Annotated in this window: 18 protein-coding genes; 16 read left to right on the forward strand and 2 right to left on the reverse strand. The window is 58.9% G+C overall.

The features are described 5' to 3' along the window. From rplX to ACYQ0R_RS08455, 16 genes are all read left to right on the forward strand, one after another. Nucleotides 1-357, forward strand: coding sequence for a 50S ribosomal protein L24 (rplX, locus tag ACYQ0R_RS08380; RefSeq protein ID WP_459822411.1), 357 nt, complete (start codon nt 1-3; stop codon nt 355-357). Continuing rightward, a complete protein-coding gene (locus tag ACYQ0R_RS08385; RefSeq protein WP_459822413.1) occupies nt 354-1,163 on the forward strand; it encodes a 30S ribosomal protein S4e in 810 nt (269 codons plus the stop codon). Before rplX ends, ACYQ0R_RS08385 begins: the two co-directional genes overlap by 4 nt. After that, nucleotides 1,156-1,680: a 50S ribosomal protein L5 gene (locus tag ACYQ0R_RS08390; RefSeq protein WP_459822415.1), complete on the forward strand. Its 525-nt coding sequence runs from the start codon at nt 1,156-1,158 to the stop codon at nt 1,678-1,680. Before ACYQ0R_RS08385 ends, ACYQ0R_RS08390 begins: the two co-directional genes overlap by 8 nt. Continuing rightward, nucleotides 1,677-1,850, forward strand: a complete 174-nt coding sequence (locus tag ACYQ0R_RS08395) for a 30S ribosomal protein S14 (protein WP_459822417.1) — start codon at nt 1,677-1,679, stop codon at nt 1,848-1,850. The genes ACYQ0R_RS08390 and ACYQ0R_RS08395 overlap by 4 nt, the downstream gene beginning before the upstream one ends. A gap of 2 nt (nt 1,851-1,852) precedes the next feature. Continuing rightward, nucleotides 1,853-2,245, forward strand: coding sequence for a 30S ribosomal protein S8 (locus ACYQ0R_RS08400; RefSeq protein WP_459822419.1), 393 nt, complete (start codon nt 1,853-1,855; stop codon nt 2,243-2,245). A gap of 2 nt (nt 2,246-2,247) precedes the next feature. Beyond that, nucleotides 2,248-2,781: a 50S ribosomal protein L6 gene (locus tag ACYQ0R_RS08405; protein ID WP_459822421.1), complete on the forward strand. Its 534-nt coding sequence runs from the start codon at nt 2,248-2,250 to the stop codon at nt 2,779-2,781. 3 nt (nt 2,782-2,784) lie between these two features. After that, nucleotides 2,785-3,498, forward strand: coding sequence for a 50S ribosomal protein L32e (locus ACYQ0R_RS08410; RefSeq protein WP_459822422.1), 714 nt, complete (start codon nt 2,785-2,787; stop codon nt 3,496-3,498). Next, complete coding sequence (locus tag ACYQ0R_RS08415; protein ID WP_459822424.1) at nt 3,491-3,952, forward strand: 50S ribosomal protein L19e; 462 nt, start codon at nt 3,491-3,493, stop codon at nt 3,950-3,952. The genes ACYQ0R_RS08410 and ACYQ0R_RS08415 overlap by 8 nt, the downstream gene beginning before the upstream one ends. After that, the gene (locus ACYQ0R_RS08420; protein WP_459822426.1) at nt 3,952-4,509 is read left to right on the forward strand and encodes a 50S ribosomal protein L18; all 558 of its coding nucleotides are present in this window, start codon (nt 3,952-3,954) and stop codon (nt 4,507-4,509) included. The genes ACYQ0R_RS08415 and ACYQ0R_RS08420 overlap by 1 nt, the downstream gene beginning before the upstream one ends. Next, nucleotides 4,502-5,149: a 30S ribosomal protein S5 gene (locus ACYQ0R_RS08425; protein ID WP_459822428.1), complete on the forward strand. Its 648-nt coding sequence runs from the start codon at nt 4,502-4,504 to the stop codon at nt 5,147-5,149. Before ACYQ0R_RS08420 ends, ACYQ0R_RS08425 begins: the two co-directional genes overlap by 8 nt. Continuing rightward, nucleotides 5,149-5,613: a 50S ribosomal protein L30 gene (locus ACYQ0R_RS08430; protein WP_459822430.1), complete on the forward strand. Its 465-nt coding sequence runs from the start codon at nt 5,149-5,151 to the stop codon at nt 5,611-5,613. The genes ACYQ0R_RS08425 and ACYQ0R_RS08430 overlap by 1 nt, the downstream gene beginning before the upstream one ends. Next, nucleotides 5,610-6,104, forward strand: a complete 495-nt coding sequence (locus ACYQ0R_RS08435) for an uL15m family ribosomal protein (RefSeq protein WP_459822431.1) — start codon at nt 5,610-5,612, stop codon at nt 6,102-6,104. The genes ACYQ0R_RS08430 and ACYQ0R_RS08435 overlap by 4 nt, the downstream gene beginning before the upstream one ends. 2 nt (nt 6,105-6,106) lie before the next feature. Beyond that, nucleotides 6,107-7,582, forward strand: coding sequence for a preprotein translocase subunit SecY (gene secY / locus ACYQ0R_RS08440; protein ID WP_459822433.1), 1,476 nt, complete (start codon nt 6,107-6,109; stop codon nt 7,580-7,582). A gap of 49 nt (nt 7,583-7,631) precedes the next feature. After that, nucleotides 7,632-8,252, forward strand: a complete 621-nt coding sequence (locus ACYQ0R_RS08445) for a hypothetical protein (RefSeq protein WP_459822434.1) — start codon at nt 7,632-7,634, stop codon at nt 8,250-8,252. Nucleotides 8,253-8,256: 4 nt separating this feature from the next. Beyond that, nucleotides 8,257-9,384, forward strand: coding sequence for a tyrosine-type recombinase/integrase (locus ACYQ0R_RS08450; protein WP_459822436.1), 1,128 nt, complete (start codon nt 8,257-8,259; stop codon nt 9,382-9,384). 969 nt (nt 9,385-10,353) lie between these two features. Then, nucleotides 10,354-11,604, forward strand: a complete 1,251-nt coding sequence (locus tag ACYQ0R_RS08455; RefSeq protein WP_459822438.1) for a hypothetical protein — start codon at nt 10,354-10,356, stop codon at nt 11,602-11,604. 236 nt (nt 11,605-11,840) lie between these two features. Here ACYQ0R_RS08455 and ACYQ0R_RS08460 read toward each other — a convergent pair whose 3' ends face one another. Together ACYQ0R_RS08460 and ACYQ0R_RS08465 are read right to left on the reverse strand one after the other, a co-directional pair. Next, on the reverse strand, nt 11,841-12,995 hold the full coding sequence (locus tag ACYQ0R_RS08460) for a hypothetical protein (protein WP_459822440.1): 1,155 nt from the start codon (nt 12,993-12,995) through the stop codon (nt 11,841-11,843). Then, on the reverse strand, nt 12,988-14,742 hold the full coding sequence (locus tag ACYQ0R_RS08465; protein WP_459822442.1) for a DEAD/DEAH box helicase: 1,755 nt from the start codon (nt 14,740-14,742) through the stop codon (nt 12,988-12,990). Before ACYQ0R_RS08465 ends, ACYQ0R_RS08460 begins: the two co-directional genes overlap by 8 nt. Between the last annotated feature and the right edge of the window lie 80 nt (nt 14,743-14,822).

The following is a 14,822-nucleotide window of genomic DNA, read 5'->3' on the forward strand; positions in this document are numbered from 1 at the left end:
ATGACGAAACAGCCACGCAAACAACGAAAGCAGTCGGAGACCGCGCCGCTTCACGAGCGGCAAAAGCAGGTCCGAGCCACACTTACGGAGGAGCTCCGTGAGAAGTACGGCCAGCGGAACGTCCGCGTCAACGCGGGCGACACCGTCGAGGTGCTTCGGGGCGACCACGCCGGCACGGAAGCCGAGGTCGTCGCCGTGGATCTCTCCTCGGAGCGGATCACGGTCGAGGACGTCACCGTCGAGAAGGCGGACGGGGAAGAGGTTCCCCGCCCGATCCCGGCGAGTAACGTCCGCGTGACCGCGTTGGACCTCGAAGACGAGCGCCGCGAGGCGCGGCTCCAGGAGGACAACGAATGACGCGACATCAGAAACGACTGGCAGTACCGAACTCCTGGCCGGTCGAGCGCAAGACGAACACGTTCACGGTGAAAGCGGGTGCGGGTCCCCACGGAGAAGACGGGGTTCCGCTCGTCGTCCTGCTGCGTGACGTGCTCGGCTACGTCGACTCGACGAAGGAGGCGCGCTACGCGCTGAACAACGACTCGGTCCTCGTGAACGGGGACGCCGTCTCGGACGAGCAGCGTCCGATCGGGATGTTCGACATCCTGGCGTTCCCCGGACGCGAGGAGTACTTCCGCGTGTTCCCCGACGAGGGGGGTCGGCTCGCGTTGACGCCGATCGACGAGGCGGACGCGGACGGTCGACTCGGCAAGGTCACGAACAAGACGGTTGTTCCCGGCGGCGACGTCCAGCTGACGCTGCACGACGGGACGAACGTTCGTGTCGACGACGACGCCGACTACGAGACGAAGGACTCGGTCGTCATCGACATCGAGTCGCAGGAGATCGTCGCCCACTTCGAGTACGAGGAGGGCGCGTTAGTCACCGCCGTCGCCGGCCAGCACGCCGGCCGTATCGGCGAGGTCGACGCGATCGATGTGACGCTCGGCTCCGGGTCGAACAGCGTTACCGTCGTCGACGGTGAGGGCGGATACGAGACCGTCGAGGAGTACGTCGTCGTCATCGACGAGAACTTCACCGACGAGGAGGAGTTCGCCGAGATCGAGGAAGCCGACGCCGAGGCTGACGAAGCCGACGCCGAGGCTGACGAGGCCGACGCCGAGGCTGACGAAGCCGACGTGACGGGTGATGACGATGAGTGAGGCCGACACCACGACACACGAGATGCGCGAAGCGTACCTCGAGAAGGTCGTCGTCCACATGGGCGTCGGCCAGGGTGGTGAGCCGCTCGCCGATGCGGAGAACATCATCGAGGAGATCACGGGCCAGCAGTCGGTCCGGACGACCTCCAAGAGCACGATCGCCGAGTTCGGCATCCGCAAAGGCGACCCGATCGGCGTCAAGGTGACGCTTCGGGGCGAGGACGCACACGCGTTCCTCTCGACCGCGCTCGATCTCGTCGACGTCTCGAGGAGTCAGCTTGACGACACCGGCAACCTGAGTTTCGGCGTCGAGGACCACACCGACTTCCCGAGCCAGGAGTACGATCCGAACATCGGGATCTACGGGCTCGACGTGACGACGACGATCGTTCGGCCCGGCTACCGCGTCGCCAAGCGCGACAAGGCGACCCGGTCGATTCCGGCGAACCACCGGATGACCGCCGAGGACGCGATCGCGTTCCTCGAATCGAACTTCGACGTTGAGGTGACGGAATGAGCGACACAAACGAAGCGACGGGCGAACACGCCGCGAAACGAACCGGCCACCGGAACGAATGCCGGCGCTGCGAGCGCAAGCAGGGGCTCGTCGGGAAGTACGACATCAACCTCTGCAGGCAGTGTTTCCGCGAGGTCGCCCGAGACATGGGATTCGAAAAGTACAGCTAATCATGGCAGGAAACGACCCCTTCGCCAACGCGCTTGCCGGCATGGACAATGCCGAGAGCGTTGGCCACCTGTCGTTTACGGTAGAGCCCGCCTCCAACATCATCGGCTCCGTCCTCGAGGTCTTTTATGACCGCGGGTACGTCGACGGCTTCGAGTTCGTCGACGACGGGAAAGCCGGGAAGTTCGAGGTCGAACTGAAAGGCGCGATCAACGAATGTGGCGCGGTCAAACCCCGCTACTCGGCGGGCGCCGACGAGTTCGAGAAGTGGGAGAAGCGGTTCCTCCCAGCCCGTGACTACGGGACGCTCGTCGTCACGACCAGCCACGGCGTCATGAGCCACTACGAGGCCCGCGAGAAGGGTATCGGTGGCCAGGTGATCGCATACGTCTACTAACAATGAACAGAGTAGCAATCGAGATTCCGGACGACGTCTCCGCAGAAACGGACCACCTCGATCTCACGATCGAGGGACCGAACGGAAGCGTCACGCGACGCCTCTGGTACCCCGACGTGGACGTCACGGTCGAGGACGGCGCGGTCGTCATCGAGTCCGAAGCGGAGGACGCGAAGACGAACGCGACGGTCGGCACGTTCGAGAGCCACGTCACCAACATGATCCACGGCGTGACCGAGGGGTGGGAGTACACGATGGAAGTGTACTACGCCCACTTCCCGATGCAGGTCAACGTGGAGGGTGACGAGGTCGTCATCGAGAACTTCCTCGGGGAGCGCGCCTCGCGCCGCACCCCGATTCGCGGAGACACGGACGTACAGGTCGACGGCGAGACGGTGACGCTGTCGGGCTCCGATAAGGAGGCCGTCGGGCAGACCGCCGCCGACATCGAACAGTTGACGAAGGTGACCGACAAGGACACGCGCGTCTTTCAGGACGGCGTGTACATCGTCGAAAAGCCCACTGGAGGTGCCTAACGGATGGCCGAAGAACTCGAAGAGATCAGCGGCGTCGGCCCCTCGAAGGCGGAAGCGCTTCGTGAGGCCGGCTACGAAACGGTCGAGGACGTGAAGGCGGCCTCCCAGTCGGAGCTCTCCGAGGTCGACGGCGTCGGCAACGCGCTCGCCGCGCGTATCAAAGCCGACGTCGGCGGACTGGAGGTCGACGAGGAGGCGGACGCGGAGATCGAAGACGAGACCGACGAGGAGGAGGCCGACGAGGAGGAGGCCGAACCCGACGAGGAGGTCGAAACGGAGCTTCGTCCCCGCGGCCACGCCGACAAGACGCCGGAGCTGGACGAGGAGACCGCTCGCGCGCTCGCACAGAAGCACCGCGAGGGGAAGCCGCAGTTCAACCGGCAGGACTACCACAAGAAGAAGCGCATCCCCACCTCGTGGCGCAAGCCGCGTGGCGGGCTCTCGAAGCAACGCCGCCGGATGAAAGGCAAGGGCGACGTCGTGCAGGCGGGGTTCCGGTCGCCGACAGCGTCCCGCGACCTGCATCCGAGCGGGTTCGAGGAGGTCCGTGTCCACAACACGGACGACCTCGAGGGCATCGACGGCGACACGCAGGCCGTCCGCATCGCCTCGAAGGTCGGCGCGCGCAAGCGCGAGCTGATCGAAGACGAGGCGGAAGAGCGGGGCATTCGCGTGCTCAACCCGACGTACATCGAAGTGGAGGTCGACGATGAGTGACCTGAACGCACAGAAGCGGCTTGCCGCCGACGAACTCGACGTCGGCGAGGGCCGCGTCTGGCTCGATCCTGACGCACAGGAGGAGATCGCGGACGCGATCACTCGCGAGGACATCCGCGATCTCATCGATCGCGGAACGATCCGCGCGAAGGACGCGAAGACGAACTCCCGCGGTCGTGCTCGCGAACGAGCGGAGAAGCGTTCGTACGGTCATCAGACCGGCGCCGGCTCCCGGAAGGGACGCTCCGGCGCGCGACAGAACACGAAAGACGACTGGAAGGCGCGGATCCGCGCACAGCGGGCCCGCCTGAAGGAGCTCCGAGACGAGGCCGACGTGCTCGAACCGTCGGAGTACCGCACGCTGTACAACAAAGCGAGCGGTGGCGAGTTCGAGGACGTCGCCCGTCTGGAGGCGTATATCGAGACGGAGTACGGTTACGAGGTGACAGAGTAATGGCAACAGGACCACGATACAAGGTGCCGATGCGGCGCCGCCGTGAGGTCCGGACGGATTACCATCAGAGGTTGCGCCTGCTGAAATCGGGCAAGCCTCGCCTGGTCGCTCGGGTGAGCAACGCTCACGTCAGGGCGCAGCTGGTGACTCCCGGACCCGACGGAGACGAGACCCACGCGGCCGCCTCCAGCGAGGAGCTCGGCGAGTACGGCTGGGACGCCCCCACGGGCAACCTCCCCAGCGCGTATCTCACCGGCTACCTCGCGGGCGCTCGTGCGGTCGATGCCGGCCTCGAGGAGGCCGTGCTCGACATCGGGCTCAACACGGCGACGCCCGGCAACAAGACGTTCGCAGTACAGGAAGGAGCGATCGACGCAGGGCTCGAAATCCCCCACAACGACAGCGTGTTAGCCGACTGGTCTCGGACGCGAGGCGAGCATATCGCCGCGTACGCCGAGCAGCTCGACGAACCGCTGTACGCCGGGGAGTTCGACGCCACCGATCTACCCGAGCACTTCGACGACGTGCTCGCTACGCTACAGGAGGACCATGAGTAGACACGACGACGGCTGGGAACCGCGCACGCGGCTCGGCCGCAAGGTACAGGACGGCGACATCACGTCGATGGAACAGGCACTCGACTCCGGGCTCCCGCTGAAGGAGGCGGAGATCGTCGATCAGCTCCTCCCGGGGCTCGAAGACGAGGTGCTGGACATCAACATGGTCCAGCGCATGACCGACTCCGGACGCCGCGTGAAGTTCCGGTGTGTGGTCGCCGTGGGCAACCGCGACGGCTACCTCGGCTTCGCCCAGGCGCGGGACGACCAGGTCGGTGGCGCGATCCAGAAGGCGATAGACGTCGCCAAGCTGAACGTGATCAAAGTCGACCGCGGCTCCGGCTCCTGGGAGGACCAGCCCGGCGGCACGAACTCGTTGACGCGGAGGGCGACCGGCAAGGCCGGCTCCGTCACCGTCGAGATCAAGCCCGCCCCGCAGGGGCTCGGGCTGGCGGCGGCGGAGACGGTTCGGAACATCCTCGAGCTCGCCGGCGTCGAGGACGCGTGGACGAGCTCCGACGGCAACACGCGAACTACGGTGAACCTCGCGAAGGCGACGTTCAACGCCCTGGAGAACGCCGCGCAGTCCCGAACGCCGGAGCACGCACGGCAGGTTCACTACGACGAGGTGAGCGAGTGATGCAGGCTATCGTGCAGCTCCGTGGCGACGTCAACCTGAACTACGACGTGGAGGACACGCTCGACATGCTGAACGTCGGGCGCGTCAATCACGCCACGTTCGTTCCGGACACCGACTCGTACCGCGGCATGATCACGAAAGTGAACGACGTCGTCGCGTTCGGCGAGCCGAGCGTCGACGCGGTCGCGGCCACGATCGCTCGTCGCGGCGAGCCTCTCGCGGGATCCGCCGATATCGACGACGACTGGATAGCCGACCACACCGACTACGCCGACCTGGAAGCGCTCGCCGAAGCGCTCGTCGACGAGGAGACGACCCTGCGAGAGCAGGGTCTCTCTCCGACGCTTCGGCTGCACGCACCTCGAGGCGGCCACGATGGGATCAAACACCCGGTCGTCGAAGGCGGCGAACTCGGCCGCCACACGACTGAGGAGATAGACGCACTGCTGGAGGCGATGCGATGACGAAAAAACGTCGACAACGGGGCTCCCGGACGCACGGCGGCGGTTCGCACAAGAACCGGCGAGGTGCCGGTCACCGCGGCGGTCGTGGTGCTGCGGGCCGCTCGAAACACGAGTTCCACAACTACGGACCGCTCGGAAAGCACGGCTTCAAGCGCCCTGAGGACGCCAAGACGGACGTTCTCGAGGTGAAAGTCCAGAAGCTCGACGAGGACGCGGCGCTGTACGCCGCGGATGGGCTCGCCGAGGAGGACGGTGACGCGTACGTCATCGACGCACGCGACGTCGTCGAGGACGGCTACGAGGCCGACGTCGTGAAAGTGCTTGGCGGCGGTCAGGTTCGTCGCGAACTTCGCGTTACTGCGGATGCGTTCACGGCCGGTGCCGTCGAGCTCATCGAGGAGTCCGGCGGTGAGGCGACGCTCTCCGAACGCGCCGAATCCGCCGAGGACGAACCAGAAGACACTTCAGACGACGAGGCTGACGAGGCGTAACGATGAGTTGGAAGGAGGCCGCCGAACCGGTACTCACGCGGATGCCCGTGGTGGAGCGCCCCGCGGGTCACGTTCCGTTCAAGCGGAAGCTCGCGTGGACGGCCGGGATCCTGATCGTGTACTTCTTCCTGACCAACATCAATCCGTTCGGATTGGCTGCGGGTCAGGGGACCGACTTCTTCGGACAGTTCCGTTCGGTACTGGCAGGCGAGCACGGCTCGCTGCTACAGGTCGGTATCGGTCCGATCGTCACGGCCTCGATCGTGCTCCAGCTGCTCGGCGGGGCGAACCTGCTCGGGCTCGACACGAACGATCCGCGCGACCAGATCCTGTACCAGGGTCTCCAGAAGCTGCTGGTGATCATCGTCACCGCGCTGACGGCGGCCCCGATGGTGTTCACCGGTGAGTTCCTTCCGTCGGATCCGGCGGTCGGCGCCGCCCTCGGGATCGGCGAGTTCGGCATTGAACTGCTGATCTTCACGCAGGTGTTCATCGGCGGCGTCCTCATCCTGTTCATGGACGAGATCGTGAGCAAGTGGGGCGTCGGATCCGGCGTCGGGCTGTTCATCATCGCAGCGGTGAGCCAGCAGATCGTCGGCGGGTTCTTCAGCTTCTCCGCGCTCGGTGAGACCGGCTTCTTCGCGAGCTGGTTCGGGATCATCATGGGCGATGTCCCGCTCGAATCGCCGCTCACGCCGACGGGGCTCGAACAGCTGCTGTTCCAGCCGGGGCAGGTGTTGGCGCTTTTCACGACTGTGTTCATCTTCTCGATCGTCGTGTACGCTGAGTCCGTCCGCGTGGAGATTCCGCTTTCACACGCCCGTGTAAAGGGAGCCCGGGGACGGTTCCCGGTGAAGCTCATCTACGCGTCAGTCCTCCCGATGATCCTCGTTCGCGCGCTGCAGGCGAACATCCAGTTCTTCGGCCAGATCCTCAACTCGCAGTGGGCGGGGATGCCGGAGTGGCTCGGCGTCTACGGTGATCGGGGAGAGCCCATCGCAGGGTTCTTCTACTACCTGAACCCGATCCAGCAGCCGACCGAGTGGATGTGGTTCCTCGGGGAGATCCCGGCGACCGTCGAGCCGTGGATGATCGCCGTCCGCATCGCCATCGACCTGACGTTCATGGTGATCGGCGGAGCGATCTTCGCGATCTTCTGGGTCGAGACCACGGGGATGGGCCCCGAGGCAACGGCAAAGCAGATCCAGAACTCCGGGATGCAGATCCCCGGATTCCGTCGCAATCCGCAGGTCGTCGAGAAAGTGATGGAGCGGTACATCCCGCAGGTGACCGTCATCGGCGGCGCGCTCGTCGGGCTGCTCGCCGTCATGGCGAACATGCTCGGCACGATCGGGCAGGTCTCCGGTACGGGCCTGCTGCTCGCGGTCTCGATCACGTACAAGCTGTACGAGGAGATCGCCGAGGAGCAGCTCATGGAGATGCACCCGATGATGCGCCAGATGTTTGGAAATGAGTGACCCCGCTGGGGACCCACTCTTTATCAACTAGGTCGCCGTAACCGGGCATATGCCCGGTGACTCTCGAAACAAAGTCAAACTCAACGCGCGCGTCACTCCTGCGAAGAAGCAGGAGTGGCAAAACGCGCTTGAAGACGGCGAAACACTTTCATCTTTAGTCCAGCGTGCAGTTGACAGAGAGATCCGTGATGAGTACGTGCACGTCAAAACAGTCGAGGATCTCGGAGGAACGGATTCCGTAGATATCGACACGACAGGGATCGAGAACCGCATCGATGACCTGCAATCGACGGTCAGCGCCGTAAACCGTAAGATCGACACATTAGCTGCGACCGAGGATGCCGGTCAAGGAGAGGAATCGATTGAGGATCTCTCAATGAATGTCCTGCCGAGATTACCTGCGTACCCGTCTGATATCCCGGACCACATTCTCAGAGACATGGATGGCATGAAGCATATGGAGCCGAAGGAGTATATTGAGTTTATTGTTGAGTCCGGAATAGACCCATCGACTGACGTGATGATCGATGGGTCAGCACAACGCCTCTCGGAAGAGATGCGTGAACCCGAACACAAGATACGGCAGGCACTACTATATTTAGAACGGGAGACTACAGAGGCTGTCCACAGCGCACTCGTAGATGATACGCGTCACTGGATGAGGGTGTGATAGTATGCGGAACGATAAGGGGCAGTACTCAACACCTGATGACAAATCAATCAGTAGCGAGTCAGAAGAGTTACTCGGATTGTATTTGGAGAGCTTGAAACAGCAAAAAACAGGGACAGCAGAATCAACAATAACCACGCGGAGACGGGAAGTTAGATACTGGTTAGCATTCTGCGAAGATAACGAAATCGACCCACTCAAAGCTGAAACGAGTGATGTCCGAGGATACATTCAGATCAATAACAAAGACTTGGCAGACACTACCATTGGGAGTTATTATCGATCTGTTCAATCATTTTATTCAATTATTCAGAAAGACGAAGTATACGATGAACTTGAACTACCGAAGGGACACCCGTGCAAAGACTCAGACACTATCGATATCAAAGAAACATACTCCATCCATGAGAATGTAGCTGAGTACCGTCTACAGCACACTAAGGCGGGGAGTACCCCTGGAGATGCGCGCGAAACAGACGGAGATGTTCTTGCCCTCCAGCCACACGACGTGGAGAAGTTGTTTGACAATGTCCCGGGTAAGACACCGGAGACCCGGCTGCGAAACGACATTATACTCCGGTTGTCTTGGTACACGGCCTGCCGAAGCGATGAGTTATCCAGGATGCGTGTCGGCAAAATAGACTGGAATGAATGCAGCATCGAGATACGGGGTGCGAAACTCAATCCAAAAGAACATGGCGGCATCATCAACCGCAAAGTGTACTTTCCCGAGAGCTTCCGATTCGAATTAAAACGGTGGGTTGAGAGAGTGCGTCACGCTTATAGTGCAACTGTAGAGCCTGAGGAAGGACGGCTGTTAGTCACAACTCGTAGTGGTGAGATGCAGCCAACACACATCAGCAACATAATCAAACAAGCGGCAAGAGAAGCGGGCATTCAACGGCCGCTGCGGCCTATTAACCCAGACACCAATGAGGATGTCAAGGAGTGGTTCGTTACCGCCCATCGAATTCGTCGCAGCGCGATTACGCACTGGGTCAATGACATTGACGCACTCGATTTACATCAAGTGCAGCGGCTTGCAGGGCACGCGAGGATTGAGCAGACGATGCAGTACGTAGAGCCGGATGATGACCAGTTGCGGCGTGATTATCATCGAGGAATGGAGTGACCCTTGATACAAACGACCAACCCCGTTGAAAACCCCCAGCCACGATAGGTTTCCGGTGTCGCGTGAGGTGGGAGAGAACTTCGGTAAGAACAAGAGGCATCACTGAGCGGTGTATCTTAATCTTGCTATCCAACTACTCTTTAATTAAGAAAATTCTGTTCTATCGGTTCGTGTAGTTTTGTATACCAACTAATCTCGGTTTTGAGAAGCTCCAGTAAGTGTGAACACGCCCAAAAGATATATAATAAGAATGCTCCAAGTATTCTCTGCGGCAGTACACGAGATCCGAAACTAACCCTCACTGTGCGCGGTTGCGAATCGCGGGGATGCCCAGTCCCGCGCGGTACTCGTGTTGCCCAATTGAAGCCTTCGTGGCTTGGGTAGCACGATGTCAATCACAGTACGCAACACAGCAACTGCAGTCAATCAGACGCACAGTCTCGTTCCGGATACCTATAGTCCCCTGAATGTCACCAACGCGGACAACCAAAATCGGCTACGCTCCATAGATTCTCCTTTTGAGAATGATTCCAGAAGGCAACGATTTTTCGGCTCACTGATCACGTTCAGATCGGTCGAAGAAAACACAGTCCATTTACGAACCAGATCACGTCCACTCCGGTTCGTTTTCAACGAAGAAACGGATAATAGGTCTGTCGTCACCTCACAGCTATTCGACGATGTCCCGTCTCAGAGGTGTTACCTGACGGTTCACACGTATTTGGTCGGGACCATCTGCTACAACCTCCCTGTAGAACAGTTCTTTTTTTCTTTCTGTAAAGAACCAGATCGGTTATTTTCTAACCTCTCTATTCGCAAAGAGAGGGAAAAGAACCAGCGTGGTTCTCTCGGCATCATCTCAAATCCAGTGGAGAGGTGGATCTGGTGAGCCGGCGTCCCCAGTTAGCCCGAGAGGTGCCATCGGAGTCAGTTAGGAAGTTCCGTGAATGGTGTGAACGCGAAGGTCACGTGAATGGCGGCGACAAGGGCCGAAACGCCGAACAAGCGATCGTTGAATACCTACCACCATCGTACCGACCAGACCGTTTCCGCGATGACTTGGACAGTTTGGAGGGAGACTTGCGCGCCGACCTGCAACAAGTCGGGGGCCTGTCTGATGATTCTTCGCTGAATGAAGTTCCGGCTTCGAGAAGTGGTGGTGCAACAGAAAAGATCACGTGGCGGGTCTCAGCAGACGTGCAAGATGCGCTCGAACAGTATGTGTATGACCAAGAGAATAAGCTACGACGTGTCGTAGGTGATTATATAGCGACCGCCTTAGACGAGTACAGAGATGGTGGCCGGGTTGGTCGAATTCGACGGTACTACGAGCGATTACGCGAAAGTGCTGATTTCATTTCTCACGATCGGGTCGGAGACATCGTGGAGACACTGAGGCAAAAGCACGAAGACACCGATTACTACCACCTTGAACAGATCAAACTGGCAGTAGATGAAACAATAGAGGTACATTCCGAAGACGTAAGAAGAGACTTTGTAGACCGCGTAATTGAGCACCTCGGGTTTGTGTCTGTAGAGACGAGTGATGGGGTATATGCCACTCCAGATCGAGCGAAACAGACAGTTCAAGAGTTCGAGATTGAATCTGATACTGACTATCACTCGTTGGAAAAAGAAGGACGGGCCGAATACCTCAAAGACGCGTTGAAAGCTCGTTCTCGCCAGAATAAGGGAGCTAGTGTACACTACAAGACAGCCCGTGAAGACATATTCAATGGAGCTCCAAGTATACAATACACGTATGATTTAATGGAACTTGCAGGAGAAGATTCAGGATTCACATACGGTGAATATAATGGTCAGATTAGGCTCCGGTATACCGACCACGGTGACTCGACACTCAATGATCCCAGCGATGGTTGGAAATCAAGAGCCATTGAGCTCATCGAAAGATTCTGTGAAGACAATGGCATGGACCCGGCTGAAGTTGATCAGCCAATAATCGATAATCATATCGTGCAGGCAAAATACCCGGAAGAGTACACAGAAGCCCAGTTTGCTGAATCCGCTGACGAAACTGGGCCAAGTGAACGTGCTATGAACTCGGTTACCAAAGATGATCGTGAGTACGTTCGTACCCGCCTGACGGGGTCAGCATCCAACAGCGAGTCACGAGTCGAGAGCCAAGCGAGTGAAGAAATGGACCTCCTTACAAAAGAAGCAGATGCGGCCACAGACGGAGGTCATCTCGGTAATTAACAGAAGATGATGGGTAAGGGACAACGTCTGATGTCAAGCCTGTAGTGAGGTATACCGACTGTAGCGGGGGTAGCAGTTTGTTTTCTACCGTTCCGTTCGGTTCAAGACACCAATTCCGTGTGTTGAACTAGATCATCCGGCACTCAAACCCCGACGAGACGTGAGTAGGAATCACAAACGTGTAGACTGATATCCTGCTTGGGGATTTCACCAGAAACAACTGTTTCGCAATCGGTTCAGTTACAGTCCGTACACAGAGTCCGGTCGATAATGGATCCGAGTGGAGCATCCGCTGAAAGAGATCGAGCACAACTTTCACAGTTTTGCTCCTCCGTTACACCGACTCCACTCCCATAGCCGAGGGTTAATGACGTTACTGTGCCGTCATCGTCCAGTTCGAACACGACGTCGCCACGTTCATACTCGACCTCGGTAGCGCTAACCGGAGTGATGACGACTTCCACTCCGTGTCGTTCCCGGATCTCGCGCTGTCGATCCGGATATCCGTTTTTCTGACGGTGTCGGAGAGCAGCGAGATCAGCTTCGGTTTCCTCTAGCTTCGTTTTGTACTCTCGCCGCTCTTTCAGCGACTCGACCCGTTCCGATTGGTCTGCGTCGTCGATCGTCTCATTGAGTTCCTCAATCCGAGTCCGAAGTCGAGCGAGCTCGGATTCCAACTCCTCCTCTCGCTGTTGCTGCAACTGGCGGTATTCTTCGAGTTCGGCATCCGCAGCCCGGGAAGCCTCTTGATGGGTCTCGTCGATCTCCGGACGAACCGCCGAGACGAGTCGTTCACGTGATGTGTCTATTAGTGACTCCATTTGTTCCTGGCCGAGTTCGACGGTTTCGGACGAAAGCGAAGTGGTGTGGTCCGGTCTCGTCAAATCTATAAGAGTCCGATCGATATTTGGAAGGACCTCTCCCGAGCGAACGTCGATCCCGATGCTACGGAGCAACTCCTGTTGATATTCACTCACGGTCTCGATGGAGACCCGGAAAAGAACGACCAGTGCCGTTCGATCGTAGTAGGGTGTGAATTTGATATCAGCAACCGACACAGAGCTTTCTCGAAGCCAGTCGGGTATGATGACGTCTGCACCGGTTGCATCGATCGTGACCCTGCCGATCGGTGCGCGGTCGCTTGCATCGTTAAGCACGGTTTGGAAAAACGAACTTTCCGGATGAAGCGGTTCGGCTGTCTCATCCGTATCACCGGAAGAATCACAGAGAAGAACGTGGTCGCCTTTCGGGAGATCGGTCTCCGTATCTTCGGGGATCCTGACTCGCCACTCGTTACCCTCCTTATCGACGCCGCAGTCAAGCGATCGGAGATATCGTTCGGTGAAGTTCTCGACTGCCGACTGCGTTACGGGAACCGCGGCGTCAGTCATCGCTCGCCCCCAGATCGAACCCCTCGAAAACTCCACTGTTGAACTCTTCCAGTTTATCGGCCAGCTCACGCTGTTCCTGCAGGTCAACGGCCATCGCATCAAAGTCGTTCTCCAGATCGACTTCCGAATTGGCGTTGACCAGTCGTTCGAAGATCTCGTCTTCGAAGCTCGTCCCCGACTCTTCCAGGCGACTCAATATCGAACTCAGTTCACCGACGCTCTGCTGGAACAGATCGATCTTGTGGTAGAGTCGTTCCAGCACGTACTCCTCCACGGTGTCTTTCAACGCCATATTGAAGATGAACACGTCTCGCTTCTGCCCGATTCGATGCACGCGCCCGATCCGCTGTTCGACGCGCATCGGATTCCACGGCAAGTCTAAATTAACCAACATGTTACAGAACTGAAGGTTCCGCCCCTCGCTCATCGCGTCGGTTGAAACGAGGATGCCGCCTTTGGTCTCGAAATCCTCAACGATCTGCTCCTTCTCGCTGCTGGAATGACCGCCGTGGAACGCGTGAACCGTGTACCCCTCAGAGGCGAGCCGATCGAGGATCTGCTGCTGGGTCGCACGAAACTGGGTGAAGACGATGACCCTTCCCATCTCGACGTTGTCGCGGGCTTCTTCGACGATATCCAGGAGTCGTTCCTGTTTCGTGACCGTGTCGATGTCCTCGATCTGGTCCAGAATCGACTCCAGTTCGTCCGCGTGCGTGAGCTCCGATTGGTCGTAGAGTCGTTTCTCGATGGTTTGCTTGAGTGCCACGGGGCTGCTGACGACCTCCTTCTGGAGGAGCATCAGCACGAGCTTCTGGCCTTGGTCCTGACTATACGCTCCTTTGACGTAGTCAGACACCGCCTGGTAGAGTTCTCGTTCCTTTCGCGTGGGATCGAACGTTCGTGTGTCGATAGTTCGGTCGGTGAAGTCGATATCCGTGTCTTCCCGCCGGTTCCGGATCATCACCTTGTTCAGCCGGTCCTGTAGCTCGTCCCGATTCACGAGCGTCTCCTGATTGCTGTTCACGAAGTACTGGTGAAACACGTCGCGTGTCCCGAACAAGCCGGGTCGGAGGAGCGAGACGACGTTGTACAGGTCCGTCAGCTCGTTCTGGATCGGGGTCGCAGTCAGGAAGAACGCGTAGTTGTACGAGAGGGAGTCGATCAGGTCGTATCGGTCCGTGTCTTCGTTTTTGACGTAGTGTGCCTCGTCGAGGACGAGCACGTCCCAGTCACGGTTGAGGACGACGTCGCGGTACTTGTCGCTCTTGGCGGTGTCGATGCTGGCGATGATGTGGTCGTGGGCTTCGAATCCGTCGAATTCGTCGTCGTAGTTACAGACGAAGTCCAAGCCGAACTTCTCGCGGAGTTCCGCCTGCCACTGCTTGGCCAGCTGAGCAGGAGTGAGAACGAGAACGGAGTCGTCCGTTTCCCGGAAGTGCATTTCCTTGAGGATCATGCCGACCTCGATCGTCTTACCGAGGCCAACCTCGTCGGCGAGCAATGCCTTCCCGTCCATCTCGAACAGGGCGCGGTAGGCGGCGTCCACCTGATGTTCGAGCATCTTGACTGAATTCTCGTCGAGCTGTTTCAGCGACCGGAGTTCGGAATCCGGTTGTCCAGCCTGGAGACGAACCGCCTGAAGCGTCTGGAGATGCTCGTCACCACCACTGGAGTTTTCTAGTGCGTCAAAGAGACCGTTATGGTCCTCGTGAGTGACCTCGACGTCTACGAGGTCGTAGCCGTCCATGTGTCTGCAAAGTCAACCAGCGGTCATATACGTTGTGTGACTGTCCGACGACAACATTCGTCAAGGTGAAAAGAGGCTGC

The organism is Halorubrum luteum (assembly GCF_054652935.1).

Excerpts from the sequence above, each read along its gene's own strand:
- rplX (WP_459822411.1), top strand. The coding sequence starts at position 1 with ATGACGAAACAGCCACGCAAACAACGAAAGCAGTCGGAGACCGCGCCG.
- ACYQ0R_RS08385 (WP_459822413.1), top strand. The coding sequence starts at position 354 with ATGACGCGACATCAGAAACGACTGGCAGTACCGAACTCCTGGCCGGTC.
- ACYQ0R_RS08390 (WP_459822415.1), top strand. The coding sequence starts at position 1,156 with ATGAGTGAGGCCGACACCACGACACACGAGATGCGCGAAGCGTACCTC.
- ACYQ0R_RS08395 (WP_459822417.1), top strand. The coding sequence starts at position 1,677 with ATGAGCGACACAAACGAAGCGACGGGCGAACACGCCGCGAAACGAACC.
- ACYQ0R_RS08400 (WP_459822419.1), top strand. The coding sequence starts at position 1,853 with ATGGCAGGAAACGACCCCTTCGCCAACGCGCTTGCCGGCATGGACAAT.
- ACYQ0R_RS08405 (WP_459822421.1), top strand. The coding sequence starts at position 2,248 with ATGAACAGAGTAGCAATCGAGATTCCGGACGACGTCTCCGCAGAAACG.
- ACYQ0R_RS08410 (WP_459822422.1), top strand. The coding sequence starts at position 2,785 with ATGGCCGAAGAACTCGAAGAGATCAGCGGCGTCGGCCCCTCGAAGGCG.
- ACYQ0R_RS08415 (WP_459822424.1), top strand. The coding sequence starts at position 3,491 with ATGAGTGACCTGAACGCACAGAAGCGGCTTGCCGCCGACGAACTCGAC.
- ACYQ0R_RS08420 (WP_459822426.1), top strand. The coding sequence starts at position 3,952 with ATGGCAACAGGACCACGATACAAGGTGCCGATGCGGCGCCGCCGTGAG.
- ACYQ0R_RS08425 (WP_459822428.1), top strand. The coding sequence starts at position 4,502 with ATGAGTAGACACGACGACGGCTGGGAACCGCGCACGCGGCTCGGCCGC.
- ACYQ0R_RS08430 (WP_459822430.1), top strand. The coding sequence starts at position 5,149 with ATGCAGGCTATCGTGCAGCTCCGTGGCGACGTCAACCTGAACTACGAC.
- ACYQ0R_RS08435 (WP_459822431.1), top strand. The coding sequence starts at position 5,610 with ATGACGAAAAAACGTCGACAACGGGGCTCCCGGACGCACGGCGGCGGT.
- secY (WP_459822433.1), top strand. The coding sequence starts at position 6,107 with ATGAGTTGGAAGGAGGCCGCCGAACCGGTACTCACGCGGATGCCCGTG.
- ACYQ0R_RS08445 (WP_459822434.1), top strand. The coding sequence starts at position 7,632 with ATGCCCGGTGACTCTCGAAACAAAGTCAAACTCAACGCGCGCGTCACT.
- ACYQ0R_RS08450 (WP_459822436.1), top strand. The coding sequence starts at position 8,257 with ATGCGGAACGATAAGGGGCAGTACTCAACACCTGATGACAAATCAATC.
- ACYQ0R_RS08460 (WP_459822440.1), bottom strand. The coding sequence starts at position 12,995 with ATGACTGACGCCGCGGTTCCCGTAACGCAGTCGGCAGTCGAGAACTTC.
- ACYQ0R_RS08465 (WP_459822442.1), bottom strand. The coding sequence starts at position 14,742 with ATGGACGGCTACGACCTCGTAGACGTCGAGGTCACTCACGAGGACCAT.